This window comes from Micromonospora sp. RHAY321, from assembly GCF_023896955.1.
In the GTDB taxonomy this organism is placed as follows: Bacteria; Actinomycetota; Actinomycetes; order Mycobacteriales; family Micromonosporaceae; genus Micromonospora.
Genome location: NZ_JAMHIW010000021.1, coordinates 72,336 through 89,172 on the forward strand (window position 1 = coordinate 72,336; position 16,837 = coordinate 89,172).

The 16,837-nt window shown below is 72.6% G+C and carries 18 protein-coding genes; 12 read left to right on the forward strand and 6 right to left on the reverse strand.

Annotation, left to right across the window (positions count from 1 at the left end; genetic code table 11):
- Window positions 1-26: 26 nt before the first annotated feature.
- From M8C17_RS28835 to M8C17_RS28845, 3 genes are all read right to left on the reverse strand, one after another.
- Window positions 27-449, reverse strand: coding sequence for a globin (locus M8C17_RS28835; protein ID WP_252419712.1), 423 nt, complete (start codon window positions 447-449; stop codon window positions 27-29).
- A gap of 109 nt (window positions 450-558) precedes the next feature.
- Window positions 559-1,941 (reverse strand): MFS transporter, encoded by a 1,383-nt coding sequence (locus M8C17_RS28840; protein ID WP_252419713.1) that lies wholly within the window; start codon window positions 1,939-1,941, stop codon window positions 559-561.
- 234 nt (window positions 1,942-2,175) lie between these two features.
- Window positions 2,176-3,198: a mechanosensitive ion channel family protein gene (locus M8C17_RS28845; protein ID WP_252419750.1), complete on the reverse strand. Its 1,023-nt coding sequence runs from the start codon at window positions 3,196-3,198 to the stop codon at window positions 2,176-2,178.
- Between the two features lie 301 nt (window positions 3,199-3,499).
- Here M8C17_RS28845 and M8C17_RS28850 point away from each other — a divergent pair, with 301 nt between their 5' ends.
- Window positions 3,500-4,036, forward strand: a complete 537-nt coding sequence (locus tag M8C17_RS28850) for an HNH endonuclease (RefSeq protein WP_074313833.1) — start codon at window positions 3,500-3,502, stop codon at window positions 4,034-4,036.
- Window positions 4,037-4,059: 23 nt separating this feature from the next.
- Here M8C17_RS28850 and M8C17_RS28855 read toward each other — a convergent pair whose 3' ends face one another.
- From M8C17_RS28855 to M8C17_RS28865, 3 genes are all read right to left on the reverse strand, one after another.
- Entirely contained in the window at window positions 4,060-4,833 is a 774-nt protein-coding gene (locus M8C17_RS28855; protein ID WP_252419751.1) for a class F sortase, read from the reverse strand.
- Between the two features lie 75 nt (window positions 4,834-4,908).
- Window positions 4,909-5,382: a hypothetical protein gene (locus M8C17_RS28860; protein WP_252419752.1), complete on the reverse strand. Its 474-nt coding sequence runs from the start codon at window positions 5,380-5,382 to the stop codon at window positions 4,909-4,911.
- A gap of 153 nt (window positions 5,383-5,535) precedes the next feature.
- On the reverse strand, window positions 5,536-6,000 hold the full coding sequence (locus M8C17_RS28865) for an Lrp/AsnC family transcriptional regulator (protein WP_252419714.1): 465 nt from the start codon (window positions 5,998-6,000) through the stop codon (window positions 5,536-5,538).
- A gap of 146 nt (window positions 6,001-6,146) precedes the next feature.
- Between M8C17_RS28865 and M8C17_RS28870 the strand changes: the two genes are divergently transcribed.
- Genes M8C17_RS28870 through M8C17_RS28920 form a run of 11 tightly spaced genes read left to right on the forward strand, consistent with a single transcriptional unit; the run spans window position 6,147 to window position 16,750 of the window.
- Window positions 6,147-7,049 carry a tryptophan 2,3-dioxygenase gene (locus M8C17_RS28870; RefSeq protein WP_252419753.1) on the forward strand — a complete coding sequence of 301 codons (903 nt, stop codon included), beginning with the start codon at window positions 6,147-6,149 and terminating at the stop codon, window positions 7,047-7,049.
- A gap of 20 nt (window positions 7,050-7,069) precedes the next feature.
- Window positions 7,070-8,380 (forward strand): kynureninase, encoded by a 1,311-nt coding sequence (kynU, locus tag M8C17_RS28875; protein ID WP_374559493.1) that lies wholly within the window; start codon window positions 7,070-7,072, stop codon window positions 8,378-8,380.
- The gene (locus tag M8C17_RS28880; RefSeq protein ID WP_252419715.1) at window positions 8,377-9,714 is read left to right on the forward strand and encodes an NAD(P)/FAD-dependent oxidoreductase; all 1,338 of its coding nucleotides are present in this window, start codon (window positions 8,377-8,379) and stop codon (window positions 9,712-9,714) included. The genes kynU and M8C17_RS28880 overlap by 4 nt, the downstream gene beginning before the upstream one ends.
- A gap of 23 nt (window positions 9,715-9,737) precedes the next feature.
- Complete coding sequence (locus M8C17_RS28885; RefSeq protein ID WP_252419755.1) at window positions 9,738-11,219, forward strand: 2-hydroxymuconic semialdehyde dehydrogenase; 1,482 nt, start codon at window positions 9,738-9,740, stop codon at window positions 11,217-11,219.
- A gap of 20 nt (window positions 11,220-11,239) precedes the next feature.
- A complete protein-coding gene (locus tag M8C17_RS28890; RefSeq protein WP_252419716.1) occupies window positions 11,240-12,037 on the forward strand; it encodes a 2-keto-4-pentenoate hydratase in 798 nt (265 codons plus the stop codon).
- Window positions 12,034-12,963: an acetaldehyde dehydrogenase (acetylating) gene (locus M8C17_RS28895; RefSeq protein ID WP_252419717.1), complete on the forward strand. Its 930-nt coding sequence runs from the start codon at window positions 12,034-12,036 to the stop codon at window positions 12,961-12,963. The genes M8C17_RS28890 and M8C17_RS28895 overlap by 4 nt, the downstream gene beginning before the upstream one ends.
- On the forward strand, window positions 12,960-14,033 hold the full coding sequence (gene dmpG / locus M8C17_RS28900; RefSeq protein WP_252419718.1) for a 4-hydroxy-2-oxovalerate aldolase: 1,074 nt from the start codon (window positions 12,960-12,962) through the stop codon (window positions 14,031-14,033). Before M8C17_RS28895 ends, dmpG begins: the two co-directional genes overlap by 4 nt.
- The gene (locus tag M8C17_RS28905) at window positions 14,030-14,803 is read left to right on the forward strand and encodes a 2-keto-4-pentenoate hydratase (RefSeq protein ID WP_252419719.1); all 774 of its coding nucleotides are present in this window, start codon (window positions 14,030-14,032) and stop codon (window positions 14,801-14,803) included. Before dmpG ends, M8C17_RS28905 begins: the two co-directional genes overlap by 4 nt.
- A complete protein-coding gene (locus tag M8C17_RS28910) occupies window positions 14,800-15,228 on the forward strand; it encodes a RidA family protein (RefSeq protein ID WP_252419720.1) in 429 nt (142 codons plus the stop codon). Before M8C17_RS28905 ends, M8C17_RS28910 begins: the two co-directional genes overlap by 4 nt.
- Window positions 15,225-15,749, forward strand: a complete 525-nt coding sequence (locus M8C17_RS28915) for a 3-hydroxyanthranilate 3,4-dioxygenase (protein ID WP_252419721.1) — start codon at window positions 15,225-15,227, stop codon at window positions 15,747-15,749. Before M8C17_RS28910 ends, M8C17_RS28915 begins: the two co-directional genes overlap by 4 nt.
- The gene (locus M8C17_RS28920; protein ID WP_252419722.1) at window positions 15,749-16,750 is read left to right on the forward strand and encodes an amidohydrolase family protein; all 1,002 of its coding nucleotides are present in this window, start codon (window positions 15,749-15,751) and stop codon (window positions 16,748-16,750) included. The genes M8C17_RS28915 and M8C17_RS28920 overlap by 1 nt, the downstream gene beginning before the upstream one ends.
- Window positions 16,751-16,837: the final 87 nt, after the last annotated feature.

Genomic DNA, 16,837 nt, shown 5'->3' on the forward strand with positions numbered 1-16,837 from the left:
GCGGGCCGGGTGCCCGGGCCGGGCCGTCAGGCGTCGGCCTGGTCCTCCATGGCGTTGACCATGAAGTACGCGGCCCGCTCCAGGTAGTCCCAGAGCGCGCCGGCGACCTGCGGCTCCAGGTCGAGCCGGTCCACGGCGTTGCGCATGTGCCGCAGCCAGGCGTCCCGCTCGGCCGCGCCGATCCGGAACGGGGCGTGCCGCATCCGCAGCCGCGGGTGACCACGCTGGGCGGAGTACGTGTTCGGCCCACCCCAGTACTGCATGAGGAACAGCGTCATCCGGTCCGCCGCCGGGGCCAGGTCGTCCGGGTACATCGGCCGCAGCAGGGGGTCGGTGGCGACGCCGGCGTAGAACTCATCCACCAGCTTGCGGAAGGTGGGCTCGCCGCCGACCGCTTCGAAGAGGGTCGTCGACGCACCGGGACGGTCGGAGTCACCTGCGGGAGTCACCGTTCCATCCTGCCAGGCGTGCCCGGTGGCGGCCCGACCCGGACGCCGTGCGCCCGGTCACGCCGGGCTGGCGTTCGCGCCCCGTCGAGCGAGGGGTTGGCTGACCGGGTCAGCTGACCGCGTGCCGCCGGCGGCCGTCACCGGTACGCGGCTCCGGCGGGCCGGCCTGCGTGCCGCCGGGCGCAGGGCCGGCCTGGCCGGCCGGGGATGCGGCGTTCGCCGCGGAGGCCGCCGCGATCGTGCTGGCCACGGTCTGGTGGTCCGGCCAGCGCAGCGAGGCCACCACCATCAGCAGCACACCGGCCGCGCTCCACACGCCGACCACCAGCGGAATGGAGAACCGCTCGGCGAGCACCCCGGTGATGAGCACCGCCAGGCCCTGGGTGACCTGCACGCCGGTGGCCATCACACCGAAGGCGCGGGCGCGGAACTCGCCGGGCAGCGCCTGGACGAACAGCCCGTTGGCCATCGGTAGCATGCCGGCGACCGCGAACCCGCAGAGGGCGGCGAGCAGCGCCACCACGAGTGGCGGCGGGTCGAACAGTGCCGGCACCAGCGCCAGCGGGGCGAAGATCGCCAGCGGTCGCATCAGGGCCAACCGGCGGCTGGGGCCGAACAGCCGGCTCACCAGCAGCCCGCCGAGGATGAACCCGAGCGGGTTGGCCATCATGATCACCGCCTGCGCCAGGCCCGCGCCCAGGTCACCGCCGCCCTTGCGGTTGGCCCAGCCGGCGGCCAACCCCTCGGGGACGATCGAGAAGAGCATCGCGCTGAACACCAGCACCGCGATGGCCCGCAGCACCGGTGTGCCGAACACGATCTGGAACCCCTGGCCGGTCTCCCGGAACAGGTGACTGCGGTGCGCGGTGGTCATCACCGGTGCCCGGTCGCGGACGCCGAGGCGGACCAGCAGCGCCGAGAGGGCGAAGGTCACCGCGTTGATCAGCAGCGCGAGGGCCGGGTCGATCGCGGCGACGGCGGCGCCGAGCAGGTAGCCGACGACCTGGGCGGCCTGCCCCACGCTGCTGTTGAGCGACAACCCGACCACCAGCCGGTCCCCGGCCAGGATCTGCGGCATCAGCGCGGACTTCGCCGCCTGACTCGGCGGGTTGGCCAGCGTGGCCGCGAAGATGAGCACCATGACGGCCTGGACCGGCAGGTCCGGAAGGGCGATGAGCAGCATCAGCGCCATCCGGATCACGTCACAGGCCACCATCACCCGCCGGTACGGGTACCGCTCCGCCAGCGCGGCGAGCAGGGGGCCGCCGAGCAGCCACGGCAGGTAGCTGACCGCGAAGGCGGCGGCGGAGAGCGCGACGGACTCGGTCTGCTGGTAGACGAGCAGGGTGACGGCGGCCTTCGCGACATAGTCGCCGACCCAGGAGAGCGCGCCAGCCGCGAAGACAGCCCGGAACTCGTGCTGGGCGAACACCTCGCGAAAAGTGGCCGGGCCTTCCGCAGAAGGTCGCTCGTCGGGCACCGTCGCCTCCATCGGCCCCCGGGGCGGCCGCTCGTGGCAGCCGGGCCGGGAACGCTCGTCAGATCTACGGATCAGCGAGGATGTGACCACGCTCCAGCAGGAACGCGTGCTCCGGATTCTGCCCGATCGTCTGACAACTAGCTAGGGCGAACGGGTCGTTCGTCGCATCCCCGACTGAACGAACGGACGATACCTGAGGGGCCGGGTGGCTCGCGACCCCTGGATCGCCGGACACCGTCGCCCCGGTCAGGTAGCGCCGCCCTGGCCGGTCTCGCCGTCGGCCAGCGGCCGGGCTGCGACGCCGGGATAGATGCGGGTGGCGGCTATCTGGGCGGTGATCCCGGAGTTCTCCAGCGCCTCCGCCAGCCGACGGCGCAGCTCCCGACCGACCGCGAACTGCCCGTCGGCGGTCGTCTTCACCACCGTCCGGATCACCGCCCCGTCCACCGTCATCTGCTCGACACCCAGGACCTCCGGCGCCTCCACGATCTCCGGCGACAGTTCCGGGTCCACGGCCAGCGAGGCGGCCGCGGTCCGCAGCACCGCCGTGGCCTCCTCGGTGCCGCTGAAGCCGATCGGCAGGTCCACCACCACCAGGGCCCAGCCCTGACTCTTGTTACCCACCCGGACGATCTCGCCGTTGCGGATGTACCAGAGCACGCCCCGCCCGTCACGCACCGTTGTGACCCGCAGCCCGACCGACTCGACCACACCGGTCGCCTCGCCCAGGTCGACGGTGTCGCCCACGCCGTACTGGTCCTCGATCAGCATGAACAGCCCGGCGATCAGGTCCTTGACCAGGCTCTGCGCGCCGAAGCCCAGCGCGACGCCGGCGATACCGGCGCTGGCCAGCAGCGGAGCCAGGTCGAAACTGAACTCACGCAGGATCATCAGCAGCGCGATGCCGAAGACGAACGCGGTGGTCAGGCTGCGCAGCACCGAACCGATCGCCTCGGCCCGCTGGCGACGCCGCTCCGGTACGAACTCGGTCGGGTCGACCGCCGCCGTGGGCACCCGCTCGCGCAGGGGCCGCAGCATCGTCGGCACCGCACCGTCGGTGGTGGTCCGGACCAGCCGGTTGATCGTCCGGTGCAACGCCCACCGGGCGATCATCGCCAGCGCCACGATCAGCAGCACCCGCAGCGGCTTGAGCAGGATCCAGTAGCTCCCCTCGGCGAACCAGGCCGAGTGGGTCATGTCGTACAGCCATTCGCAGGAGGTACTGCCCTGACAGTCCGGCGGGGCGGCGGTGGACAGGGCGGGGGGCATCAGGCTGGCGGCGCTCACCCTGTCTTCGTACCGCAACGAGCAGGAGGAGCCGTCGCCGACCCACCGGCCGGGTGACCTGCCGCCGAGGGCGGGGCCGGACCGGGGCGAACCGGCCATCGTGACAGGTGCGGGAAAGAGCTTCATGTCGGACCCCGGATTAGTACGTGCAATCCGGGGTCCGATCAGGGACTATTGGCGCAACGGACGTCGGTGATCGGCCGGCGTCGACCGTGTGGGCCGTCGTGCCCGGCCCCGGTCGGCGGCGGTACGCAGCAGCCGCTGAACCGGGAGGGTGAGCGCGATGCCTGACATACGACCCACGGTGGGCTCCGGCGCGTTGGTCCTCAACGCCACCTACGAGCCGCTGTGTGTCGTGTCGGTGCGTCGAGCCGCGATCCTCGTCCTGTCCGCCAAGGCGGTCTGCGTCGCCGACGGTGACGGCATCCTGCACAGCGCCCGGGACGCCCTCCCGGTGCCGTCGGTCGTCCGGTTGACCCGCTTCGTCCGGGTGCCCTACCGCACCCACGTCGGCCTGTCCCGGCGGGCGATCTTCGCCCGGGACGGGTGGCGGTGCGCCTACTGCCGAGGCCCCGCCGAGACCATCGACCACGTCTTCCCGCGCAGCCGGGGTGGCCGGCACGCCTGGGAGAACGTGGTCGCCGCGTGCGCCCGCTGCAACCACACCAAGGGCGACAAGACCCCCGCCGAGCTGGGCTGGCGGCTGCACGCGCTGCCGGCCGCGCCGAAGGGCACCGCCTGGCGGGTGCTCGGGCACCGCGCGCCGGACCCGCGCTGGGCCGACTGGCTCGACCTGCGCGAACCCGAAGCGGCCGCCTGACCCCGGCTCCGGCAGACCCGACCTCAACCGGACCGAGCCTTGGTCAGCGAGGCGAAGACCACCACGTTGTCCGAGTAGCCGGTCTCGCCGCCGACCCACCGGCCGCCGCAGGTGATCAGCCGCAGGCTCGGTCGGCTGAAGTCGCCGTACACCTCGTCCACCGGCAGTTTCTCCTTGTCGAAGCGTTCCACCGAGTCCACCTCGAAGACCGCCACGCTCCCGTCGGAGCGGGTGACCTCGATCCGGTCGCCGGACCGCAGGTCCCGCAGCCCGTGGAAGACGGCCGGCCCGCTGGTCGTGTCCACGTGTCCGACGATCACCGCCGGGCCGTACTGTCCGGGCGTGGGGCCCTGGTCGTACCAGCCGGCCTCCTGGGCCCGGGCCGCGTCCGGCACCGCGATGGTGCCGTCCGGGGCGATGCCCACGTCGTGCACCGGGGCCTGGAGGTCCAGCGTGTCGATGGCGAGATTCACCGGTCGGCTGGCCGGCAGCACCGGGAACTTCTTCGGCGGTGGCCGCAGGCCGGCGGTGATCCGGTCCGGCAGCAGGCTGACCCCGGTCACCTGCTCGATACCGAGCATCGCCACGATCAGCACCATCAGCGCGGCGACGGCCAGCACGGGCACTCTCGGTCCGGTGCCGAACCGGCGTCGTAGCAGTGGCTGGCCGGCGGGGCGACGCGGCGGCAACGGGCGGGCGGCCGGGTCGGTGGTGGCGACGCTGGCCGACACGGCCTGCCAGGCGACCCTGCGCAGCCGGCCGGAGGCCCGGGCGACGAGCCGGCCGGAGGCCCGCAGCGCCGCCACGGACCGGGAACGGGCGTCGCGGTCCGGCCCCGCACGCGCGGAGGATCGGTTCATGACGTTTCGGGCTCAGGAGCCCGCCCCGGTACGCCGCCGGCCACCGGCCATGCCGAGCGCGACGGCGGCTGCCACCAGTGCCACGCCGCCGAGCACCAGCAGTGATCCGGTGCCCCGGCCGCCGGCGGTGCCGCCGCCCCCGGTCGCCGGTCCCTTGCTGGGCGAGGCCATGTTCAGCACGGTCAGAGTGGTCGAGGCCGTCTGGCCGTTGTCGCAGCGCAGGTCGACCGGGTATTCGCCGGGCTGCTTGTTGCCCGGAATCGTGACCGACCCGGTCAGGAAGCCCTTGTCCGGTCTGAGCATCACGTGCCCGAACGCGTCGGAGTGCACGTTGGCCTGGCGGTTGTTGTCGTTGTCGCAGCTCGCCCGGATCTGGACCCGGCTTCCGGCCTGGGCGCTGTTCGGTGTCACCTCGATGAAGGTGTTCTCACCGGCGCGTGCCGGCGAGACCGACAACAGGACGAATGCCCCGACCAGCCCCACCAGTGTCAGGACGGCCGAGAGCGCGCGGTTGATCGTGCGAAGACCCTGCATGATTTCCCCCTACCGGCGACGACCGCCGGAACCCTCCCCTGGGCACGGGCGCTGATTTCCCGCTGGCCGGGGGGCAAACCCGCAGCGCGGGCAGGGTGGGGTCGGTCAGCGACGGCGGGGGACGGTGCCGGCGGACGGGAGCGGCGTGATCGGCTGCCAGTCCAGCGGGGAGGACAGGACCATCGTGCTCGACGGCTGGCCGTACGGGGCGAGCCGGTCGATGACCGCCTCGAACTCGCCGATGGAGCCGGCCGCCACCTTGAGCATGCTGCAGGCGTCTCCGGTGATCCGGTGGATTTCCAGGATCTCCGGCCAGCCGGCCACGGCGGGGTCGTGCAGGATGCACCGCGCGCCGTAACAGGACATCCGGATGAGCGCGACCACGGTGCGGCCGGCCCGGGTCAGGTCGACCTGGGCGTGGTAGCCGGTGATCACCCCGGTCTCCTCGAGCCGGCGGACCCGCTCGGCCACGGCCGGTGGCGACAGGTGCACCCGCCGGGACAACTCGCTGAAGGAGAGGCGGGCGTCGGCCTGCAACTCGCGCAGCAACGCCCAGTCCATGTCGTCCACGCTCAGACCTTACTTTCGTGAACCCGATTCGCCCAGCTGCCTTTGGTCTGCCGGCTGAGGCGGCCAAGTGCCGTTGATCCGGCATTCCGTAGGCCGTTCCGACCGCGGGATCATGACGTCGGCAGTCCGGGAGAGGGAGAACGATGGTGGACAAGACGGAGCGGCGGGCGCCGAGCCGCGCGGCCACGGTGCGACCGGTGACCCCGCGACAGCGGGCCGCGCGCGCCGCGCGCAACGGCGGAGAGCCCACGTTGGAGTTCGCCGAGCGGGTGCCCTACGACGCGTACGTGCAGGCCAGCACCCTGCACCAGTTGCAGCAGCCGCTCAGCGACGACCCGGGCGAGATGTCCTTCCTGATGGTCAGCCAGATCATGGAGCTGTACTTCGGGTTGACCTGCCACGAGCTGCGGGAGACCCAGCGACTGTTGCGCGCCGACCGGGTCTGGGACGCGCTGGCCCCGCTGCGCCGCGCCGCGTTGCACCTGGAGGGGCTCAACGCCGCCTGGCAGGGCCTGCGGTGGATGACCCCGGCCGACTTCAACCGGTTCCGCAACCTGCTCGGCGAGGGCTCCGGCTTCCAGTCGGCGATGTACCGGCACCTGGAGTTCCTGCTCGGGCTGCGCGACCCGACCCTGATCCGGCCGTTCCGCCGGCAGACCGAGGTGTACGCCGCGCTGACCGCGACGCTGGCCGCTCCGAGCCTCTGGGACGACGTGATCGCGCTGCTCGCCCGGCACGGCTTCGACCTTCCCGCCGACCTGCTCGACCGGGACGTGGCCGCCGAGCACGACCCGCAGCCGGCGGTCGAGGCGGCCTGGGTTCGGATCTACGCCGACACCGGCCCCGACAACCACCTCCGGCTGCTCGGCGAGGCGCTGAGCGGAGTCGCCGAGGAGTTCGGCGACTGGCGGTGGAACCACGTCAAGGCGGTGCAGCGGACAATGGGCGCCAAGGTCGGCAGCGGCGGTTCCGCCGGACTGGCGTGGTTGCAGCGCAGCATGGCCCGGGTGGTCTTCCCGGAGCTGTGGTCGGCCCGCACCGCGATGTGACCGGAGAGCGAGACACCCCTGTGCACACCACCGAAACCGAGCCGCTGGGCTTCGCCGCGGGCGAAGCGCAGGCCCGTCGCCTCGACGAGGCCGACCCGGGCCACCGTCACCTGTTCCACGTGCCGCCGGCGGACGGCGGCAGCCACCCCGAGTCGGCGTACCTCGCCGGCAACTCCCTGGGCCTGCAGCCCCGGGCCACCCGCGACGAACTCCTCGCCGACCTGGACGCGTGGCAGCGGCTGGGCGTCGAGGGGCACCTGGAGGCGGAGCGGGCCTGGCTGCCGTACCACGAGTTGTTGACGGCGCCGGCCGCCCGACTGGTCGGCGCCCGGCCCGCGGAGACCGTGGTGATGAACTCGCTCACGGTCAACCTGCACCTGCTGATGGTCAGCTTCTACCGCCCGGCCGGCGCCCGCACCCGCATCGTCATCGAGGACTCGGCGTTCCCCTCGGACAGCTACGCGGTGCGCAGCCAGGCCCGGTTCCACGGCCTGGACCCGGACGACACGGTGGTCCGGCTGCGCCCGCGCCCCGGCGAGGACACCCTGCGCACCGAGGACGTGACCGGCTACCTGGCGGCCGAGGGCGACCGGGTGGCGCTGGTGCTGCTCGGCGGGGTCAACTACCTCACCGGCGAGCTGCTCGACATTCCGGCGATCACCGCCGCCGGACGGGCGGCCGGTGCCGTGGTGGGCTGGGACCTGGCACACGCGGTCGGCAACGTGCCGCTGGCGTTGCACGACTGGGACGTCGACTTCGCCGCCTGGTGCTCCTACAAGTACCTGAACTCCGGGCCGGGCGCGCTGGCCGGCGTCTTCGTGCACGAGCGGCACCTCGGCGACCCCGACCTGCCCCGCTTCGAGGGCTGGTGGAGCAGCGCGGCGGCCACCCGGTTCGAGATGACCCCGGTGTCGCGGCCACCGGCCACCGTGGAGGCCTGGCAGATCTCCAACCCACCGATCTTCGCGATGGGTCCGGTGCGCACCTCGCTGGAGTTGTTCGACGCGGTCGGCATGCCGGCGTTGCGGGCGCGCAGCCTGCGGCTCACCGGCTGGCTGGAGCGGCTGTTCGACGAGGTCACCGCCGACCGGCCACTGCGCGTGGTCACCCCCCGTGACCCGGCCCGGCGGGGCTGCCAGCTCTCGGTGCGGATCGGCGCCGGCAACGCCGCCGAGCTGACCAAGCGGCTGCGGCACGAGCACGGCGTGATCGCCGACGCCCGCGAACCGGACATCGTCCGGTTCGCCCCGGTGCCGCTCTACTCCACGTACCACGACTGCTGGCGGGCTGCGGCGGCGCTCGCGGCGACCGTGGGGCAGGTGACCTCATGACGAAGCGGCGCGACGAGATCGCGATCATCGGTGCCGGCCTGGCCGGTTGCCTGGCGGCCTGTTTCCTGGCCCGCCGCGGTTACCCGGTGGCTCTCTACGAGCGCCGGCCCGACCCGCGCACCGGCACGGCGGAGCGGGGCCGCTCCATCAACCTGGCGCTCTCCGAGCGCGGTCTGGACGCGCTGCGCCGGATCGGCCTGGCCGAGCAGGTGATGACCGACGCGCTGCCGATGCGCGGCCGGATGATCCACCCGGTCGAGGGGGAGCCGCAGTTCCAGTCGTACAGCGCGGCCGGCGACCGGGCGATCAACTCGATCAGCCGGGGCGCGCTGAACAACGCGCTGCTGGACGCGGCGGCCGCGCTGCCCGGGGTACGGATCGTCTTCGACCACCGGCTGGTCGGGCTCGACCCGACCGACGGCGGCCTGAGCTTCGACACCCCGCAGGGTGCGGTCAGCGCCAAGGCGTCGGTGGTGCTGGGCGCCGACGGCGCGGGTTCCGCCGTGCGTGGCCAACTGCTGGAGCACGGTCTGCTGCGCGAGAGCGTGGACTTCCTCGACTACGGCTACAAGGAGCTGACGATCCCGCCGTTGGGCGGGGACTTCGCTCTGGACCCGGACGCCCTGCACATCTGGCCGCGCGGCACCTCGATGATGATCGCGTTGCCGAACCCGGACCGCTCCTTCACCTGCACGCTGTTCTGGCCCAACCAGGGCACCGGCAGCTTCGCCGCACTGGACAGCCCGGCCGCCGTCGAGCGGCACTTCGCCCAGCACTACCCGGACGTGGTCCCGCTGGCGGCGAACCTGGTGGACGACTACCAGCACAACCCGGTGGGCGTGCTCGGCACGGTCCGCTGCACCCCCTGGCAGGTCAACGGCACCGTCGGTCTGCTCGGCGACGCGGCGCACGCCATCGTGCCGTTCTACGGCCAGGGCGCCAACTGCGCCTTCGAGGACGTGGTGGAGCTGGACCGCTGCCTGGACGAGTGCGCCGACGACTGGTTGGCGGCCCTGCCGCTGTTCCAGCGGCGGCGGCAGGAGAACGCCGAGGCCATCGCTCAGATGGCGTTGACCAACTTCGTGGAGATGCGCGACAAGGTCACCTCTCCGGTCTTCCAGCTCGGCCGGCGGGTGGAGCACGCACTGGAACGGGCGCTGCCCGGCCGGTACGTTTCCCAGTACGAGCTGGTGTCCTTCTCCACCACGCCGTACGCCGAGGTTCGTCGCCGGGTCCGCCGGCAGCACCGGGTGCTCGGCGCGCTCGCCGGCGGTGCCGCGCTGCTGCTGGTCGGCGCGATCGGCGCGGCGCTCAGCCGAGGGAGGCGCGCATGACCAGCAGCTGGGATCCGCGGTTGATGGGCGGTCGGGCGCCGGCCGGGCCGGGGCGGTTGCGCAACTTCGTCGGCGGCGAGTTCGTCGACGGCGGGCCGACGTTCACCAAGGCCAGCCCGGTGACCGGCGAGCCGGTCTTCGAGGTGGTCGAGGCATCGCAGTCCACGGTGGACGACGCGGTGGCCGCCGCCCGGGCGGCGCTGCGCGGGCCGTGGGGTCGGATGGGGGAGCGGGAGCGCGCCGAGGTGCTGCGCCGCGTCGCCGACGAGTTGGAACGCCGCTTCGACGATCTGGTCACCGCCGAGGTCACCGACACCGGCAAGTCCATCGCCCAGGCCCGCACCCTGGACATCCCTCGCGGCGCCGCGAACTTCCGGGCCTTCGCGGAGATCGTGGCGACCGCGCCCACCGAGTCGTTCACCACGGTCACCCCGACCGGCGGTCGGGCGCTCAACTACGCGCTGCGCAAGCCGGTCGGCGTGGTCGCGGTCATCGTGCCGTGGAACCTGCCGCTGCTGCTGCTCACCTGGAAGGTGGCCCCGGCGTTGGCCTGCGGCAACGCCGTCGTCGTCAAGCCCAGCGAGGAGACGCCCGCCTCGGCGACGCTGCTCGCCGAGGTGATGGCCGCCGCCGGCGTACCGGCCGGGGTGTTCAACCTGGTGCACGGCTTCGGGCCGGACTCGGCGGGTGAGTTCCTCACCCGCCACCCGGGCGTCGACGCCATCACCTTCACCGGCGAGTCGGCCACCGGCGGCGCGATCATGCGGGCCGCCGCCGACGGGGTGAAGGCGGTGAGCTTCGAGCTGGGCGGCAAGAACGCCGGCCTGGTCTTCGCCGACGCCGACCTGGACGCCGCGGTGGCCGGCTCGGTGCGGTCCAGCTTCACCAACGGCGGGCAGGTCTGCCTCTGCACCGAGCGCATCTACGTGCAGCGCCCGGTCTTCGAGGAGTTCACCGCGCGGCTGGCGAAGAGGGCCGGCGAGCTGGCGTACGGGTGGCCGACCGACGAGGCCACCGCCACCATGCCGCTGATCTCCCACCAGCACCGGGCGAAGGTGCTCGGCGCGTACGAGCTGGCCCGCGCCGAGGGCGCCGAGGTGCTCACCGGCGGCGGCACGCCCACCTTCTCCGACGCCCGCGACGGCGGGTCGTACGTGCAGCCCACGGTGCTCACCGGGTTGGGCCCGGACGCCCGCACCAACCGCGAGGAGATCTTCGGCCCGGTGGTGCACGTGGCACCGTTCGACACCGAGGACGAGGCGTACGCCCTGGCGAACGGCACCGAGTACGGCCTCGCGGCGACGGTGTGGACCCGGGACGTGGGCCGCGCGCACCGGGCCGGGGCACGGCTGGACGCCGGCATCGTCTGGGTCAACACGTGGTTCCTGCGCGACCTGCGCACCCCCTTCGGCGGGGTGAAGGCGTCCGGGATCGGTCGCGAGGGCGGCGTGCACTCGCTGAACTTCTACTCCGAACTCACCAACGTCTGCGTGGACCTGTCGTGAGCCGTAGCGAGGGAGCCGGTATGGAAGCTGACATCGAGGCCGCCAACCGGGAACTGGCCGACGCGCGCAGCACCGGCAAGCCGTGCCCGCCGCTGCGCGGCCGGTTGCTGCCGGAGTCCGACGTCGAGTCCGCGTACCGCGTGCAGCAGCTCCAGACGCGGGCCTGGCAGGGCCGCGGCGAGCGCCGGGTCGGCGCGAAGATCGGGCTGACCTCCCGGGCGGTGCAGGAGACCTTCGGGGTGTTCCAGCCGGACTTCGGCATGCTGACCGACGCGATGGCCGTCGGCGACGGGGTCGAGGTGGAGATCGACCGGCTGCTCCAGCCGCGGGTCGAGGCGGAGATCGCGTTCGTGCTCGCCAAGGACCTGCCGGACCCGCAGATCACCACGGTCGACCTGATCCGCGCCGTGGACCACCTGCTGCCCGCCATCGAGATCGTCGATTCGAGGATCGCGGCCTGGGACATCTCCATCGTGGACACCGTCGCCGACAACGCCTCCAGCGGGCTCTTCGTGCTCGGCACGTCACCGCGCCGGCTCGCCGACGTCGACCTGCGGCTCTGCGGGATGGTGCTGGAGCACGCCGGTGAGCCGGTGTCGGTGGGGGCCGGCGCGGCCTGCCTGGGCAACCCGCTGCACGCCCTGCAGTGGCTGGCCGGCACCCTCGCTCGCGCCGGTGACCCGCTGCGCGCCGGCGACGTGGTGCTCTCCGGGGCGCTCGGCCCGATGGTGCCGGTCACCCCCGGCGGCGCGTACGAGGCGCGGATCTCCGGGCTCGGCTCGGTGCGGACCTGCTTCGGAAAGGACGGCGGCCAGTGACGACCGGTGTGGCGGTGCTCGGTTCCGGCAACATCGGCACCGACCTGATGATCAAGGTCCTGCGGCTCAGCGACAGCCTGCGGATGGTCGCGATGGCCGGCATCGACCCGGCCTCCGACGGCCTGGCGCGGGCCCGCAGGCTCGGCGTGGCCACCACCGCGGACGGCGTGGACGGGCTGGTCGCGATGCCCGAGTTCGCCGACGTCGAGCTGGTCTTCGACGCCACCTCGGCCGGCGCGCACCGCCGCCACGACGAGGTGCTGCGCGCGCACGGCCGAACCGTCGTCGACCTGACCCCGGCCGCGCTCGGCCCGTACGTGGTGCCGCCGGTCAACCTGGACGAGCACCTGCACGAGCCGAACGTGAACATGGTGACCTGCGGCGGCCAGGCCACGGTGCCGATCGTCGCCGCGGTGCGCCGGGTCACCCCGGTGGCGTACGGGGAGATCGTCGCGTCGATCGCGTCCCGCTCGGCCGGCCCGGGCACCCGCGCCAACATCGACGAGTTCACCGAGACCACGGCCCGGGCCATCGAGGTGGTCGGCGGTGCCGAACGGGGCAAGGCGATCATCGTGCTGAACCCGGCGGACCCACCGCTGCTGATGCGCGACACCGTCTACTGCCTCTGCCCGGACGCCGACGCCGACACCGCCGCCATCGCCGCCTCGGTGGCGGACATGGTGGCGACGGTGCAGGAGTACGTCCCCGGCTACCGGCTCAAGCAGGACGTGCAGTTCGACCGGGTGCAGGCGTACGTGCCGACGCTGGGGCGGCAGCTCACCGCGCTGCAGGTGTCGGTCTTCCTGGAGGTCTCCGGTGCCGGGCACTACCTGCCGGCGTACGCCGGGAACCTGGACATCATGACGTCGGCCGCGCTGCGCACCGCGGAGCGGCTGGTCGCGCTGCGCGAGGTGATCGCCCGATGACTGACCTGTACATCCAGGACGTGACGTTGCGCGACGGCATGCACGCCATCGCCCACCGCTACACCGTCGAGCAGGTGCGCACGATTGCCGCCGCGCTGGACGCCGCCGGGGTGGCCGCGATCGAGGTGGCGCACGGCGACGGGCTTGCCGGTTCCAGCGTCAACTACGGCCACGGTGCCGCGAGCGACGCCGAGTGGATCTCCGCAGCGGCCGAGGTGCTGACCTCGGCGAAGCTGACCACCCTGCTGCTGCCGGGCATCGGCACCATCGCCGACCTGAGGGCGGCGAAGGCGCTCGGGGTGACCAGCGTCCGGATCGCCACCCACTGCACGGAGGCGGACATCTCCGCCCAGCACATCACCTGGGCGCGCGAGAACGGCATGGACGTCGCCGGGTTCCTGATGATGTCGCACATGAACGATCCCGCCGGGCTCGCCGGGCAGGCCAAGCTCATGGAGTCGTACGGGGCGCACTGCGTCTACGTCACCGACTCCGGTGGCCGGCTGCTGATGTCCGACGTGGCGCAGCGGGTCGACGCGTACCGGCAGGTGCTGGCGCCGGAGACGCAGATCGGCATCCACGCCCACCACAACCTGTCGCTCGGCGTGGCCAACAGCGTGTTGGCTGTCGAGCACGGCCGGGTCACCGGGTCCGCCCCGGCGGGCCCGGACGCGCCCCACGGCCGGACGGTGCGGGTGGACGCCTCACTGGCCGGCATGGGCGCCGGGGCCGGCAACGCGCCGTTGGAGGTCTTCGTCGCGGTGGCCGAGCTGCACGGCTGGAAACACGGCTGCGACGTGTTCGCGCTGATGGACGCCGCCGACGACCTGGTCCGCCCACTGCAGGACCGGCCCGTCCAGGTCGACCGGGAGACGCTCTCGCTGGGGTACGCGGGGGTCTACTCCAGCTTCCTGCGACACGCCGAACGGGCCTCGGCCCGCTACGGGGTGGACGTGCGCTCGATCCTGGTCGAGCTGGGCCGTCGCCGGATGGTCGGCGGCCAGGAGGACATGATCGTCGACGTGGCGTTGGACCTGGCCGGTCAGCGCGAGGAGGAGATCGCTCAATGATCGGCGTGGACACCGTGGGCGTCGCCGCGAAGCTCGGTGCGGCGGCGGACAACGCCACCGCCATCGCGCAGCTCGCCGACGAGGTGGGGCTGGACGTGCCGACCGCGTACGGCGTGCAGGCCGCGCTGGTGCAGCGCCGGCTGGACCGTGGCGAACGGTTGGTCGGGCTGAAGATGGGCCTGACCAGCAGGGCGAAGATGGCCCAGGTCGGCGTGGACGAGGTGATCTGGGGGCGGCTCACCGACGTGATGCGGGTTCCCGACGGCGGCACCGTCGACCCGGCCGCGTACATCCACCCCCGGGTCGAGCCGGAGGTGGCATTCCTGCTGGACCGGCTGCCCGAACCGGGTGAGCCGGTCGGCGACTTCGCCACGGCGGTTCGAGCTGTCGCCCCGGCCATCGAGTTGATCGACTCCCGGTACGCCGACTTCCGTTTCTCGCTGCCGGACGTGATCGCCGACAACACGTCGGCCGCCGCGTTCGTGATCGGGCCGTGGTCGCCGGTGCCGGCAGGTCTGGACAACCTGGGCGTGCTGCTGGAGGTGGACGGGCGGGTGGTCCAGGTCGGCTCGACGGCGGCGATCCTCGGCGATCCGCGTCGAGCCCTGGACGAGGGCATCCGGCTGGCCGGCCGGCACGGGGTGCGGCTGGAGTCCGGCTGGGTCTTCCTCGCCGGCGCCGCCACCGCCGCGGTGCCGCTGCGTCCGGGCGCGCACGTGCGGGCCGTGGTGGAGAAGCTCGGCACCGCGTCGCTGAAGGCGTCGGCATGAGCGGCGGCGCGCGGGTGGTGGCCGGCAAGGCCGTCCCGCGCGGGGCGTTCCCGCACGTCAAGGTGGCCGGCGGGTTCGTCTTCGTGTCGGGTACGTCGTCGCGCCGGCCGGACAACAGCTTCGCCGGCGTCTCGGTCGACGAGTTCGGCACGACCGACCTGGACATCCGGGTGCAGACACGGGCCGTCATCGAGAACATCCGGGACCTGCTGCGCTCGGTCGGCGCCGACCTGACCGACCTCGTCCAGGTGACGTCGTACCTGGTCAACATGAATGACTTCGGTGGTTACAACGAGGTGTGGGCGGAGTTCTTCGACGCGTCCGGGCCGACCCGCACGACGGTGGCCGTGCACCAGTTGCCGCACCCGCACCTGCTCATCGAGATCCAGGCAGTGGCCCTTCTTCCCTCGGGAGGTCAGTCGTGAGTGAGATTGCCGAGCCGTTCAGTTTTCCGGGATGGATCGCGGACAACCAGCACCTGCTGAAGCCGCCCGTCGGCAACAAGGAGATGTTCCCCGGCGGGGACGACTTCATCGTGATGGTGGTGGGCGGTCCCAACCAGCGCACCGACTTCCACGTCGACCCGTACGAGGAGTTCTTCTACCAGGTCAAGGGCAACATGCACATCAACCTGATGACCCCGGATGGGCCGCGTACGGTGCACGTGCGCGAGGGTCAGATGTGGATGCTGCCGCGTAACACCCCGCACTCGCCGCAGCGGCCGGAGGCCGGCTCGATCGGTGTGGTGGTGGAGCGGGTCCGCGAGGAGGGCACCCTGGAGACGTTCCAGTGGTACTGCCCGGAGTGTGGGCACAAGGTGCACGAGGTGGAGTTGCAGGTCCGGGACATCGCCGCCGACCTGCCGCCGGTGTTCCAGGCGTTCTACGCCGACGAGGCGGCGCGTACCTGCGCCAACTGCGGCACCCTGCACCCGGGTAAGGGCTGATGCCTCCAGGTGTGGTCGACGTGCACACGCATGTCGTACCGAAGGGATGGCCGGATCTCGGCGCCGCGTGCGGCGGGTCCGACTGGCCGTGGCTGCGGGTCGACTCCGAGAGAGCCGCAATGATCATGGTGGGGGAGACCGAGTTCCGCCCGGTCGGCGCCGAGTGCTGGGACGCCCCGACGCGCCTGGCCGACATGGACGCCGACGGCGTGGCCGTGCAGGTGGTCTCCCCGACCCCGGTCTTCTTCAGCTACGACCGCCCCGCCGACCAGGCGGTGAAGGTCGCCCGTATCTTCAACGACCTGACCCTGGAGGTCACCGCTGCCGGTGGTGACCGGCTGGTGCCGTTCTGCCAGGTGCCGTTGCAGGACCCGGACGCCGCCTGCGCCGAGCTGGACCGCTGCCTGGCCGCCGGGCACGTCGGCGTGGAGATCGGCAACCACGTCGGCGACCGGGACCTCGACGACGCCGGCGTGGTCACCTTCCTCCAGCACTGCGCCCAGGTGGGTGCGCCGGTGTTCGTCCACCCGTGGGACATGCCGGGCGGCCCCCGGCTGGCCCGCTGGATGGCCCGCTGGCTCACCGGGATGCCCGCCGAGACGCACCTCTCGGTGCTGGCCATGATCCTCGGAGGGGTCTTCGACCGGGTGCCCGAGACACTGCGGATCTGCTTCGCGCACGGCGGCGGCAGCTTCCCGTTCTGGCTCGGCCGCGCCGACAACGCCTGGCACCGCCGTGGCGACCTGGTGCGTGGCGCGTCAGTCGGCCCGCCCAGCAGCTACGTCGACCGGTTCAGCGTCGACTCGGTGGTCTTCGCGCCGCCCGCGCTGCGGCTGCTGGTCGACACCATGGGGGCCGACCGGGTGCTGGTCGGAAGCGACTACCCGTACCCCCTCGGTGAGCGGCCCGCCGGCGCGGTCGTCCACGCGGCCGACTTCCTCACCGCCGACCAGCGCGACAAGCTCCTCTCCGCCAACGCCCTGCGCTTCCTGCACGGCTGACCGCAGCCGGCCCGCTGGTCCGTCGGCGTTCCGCCCACCGCCGGTGACGGCCTGTCCGCGGTCCGACCGGGGTGGGGCAACAGGAGG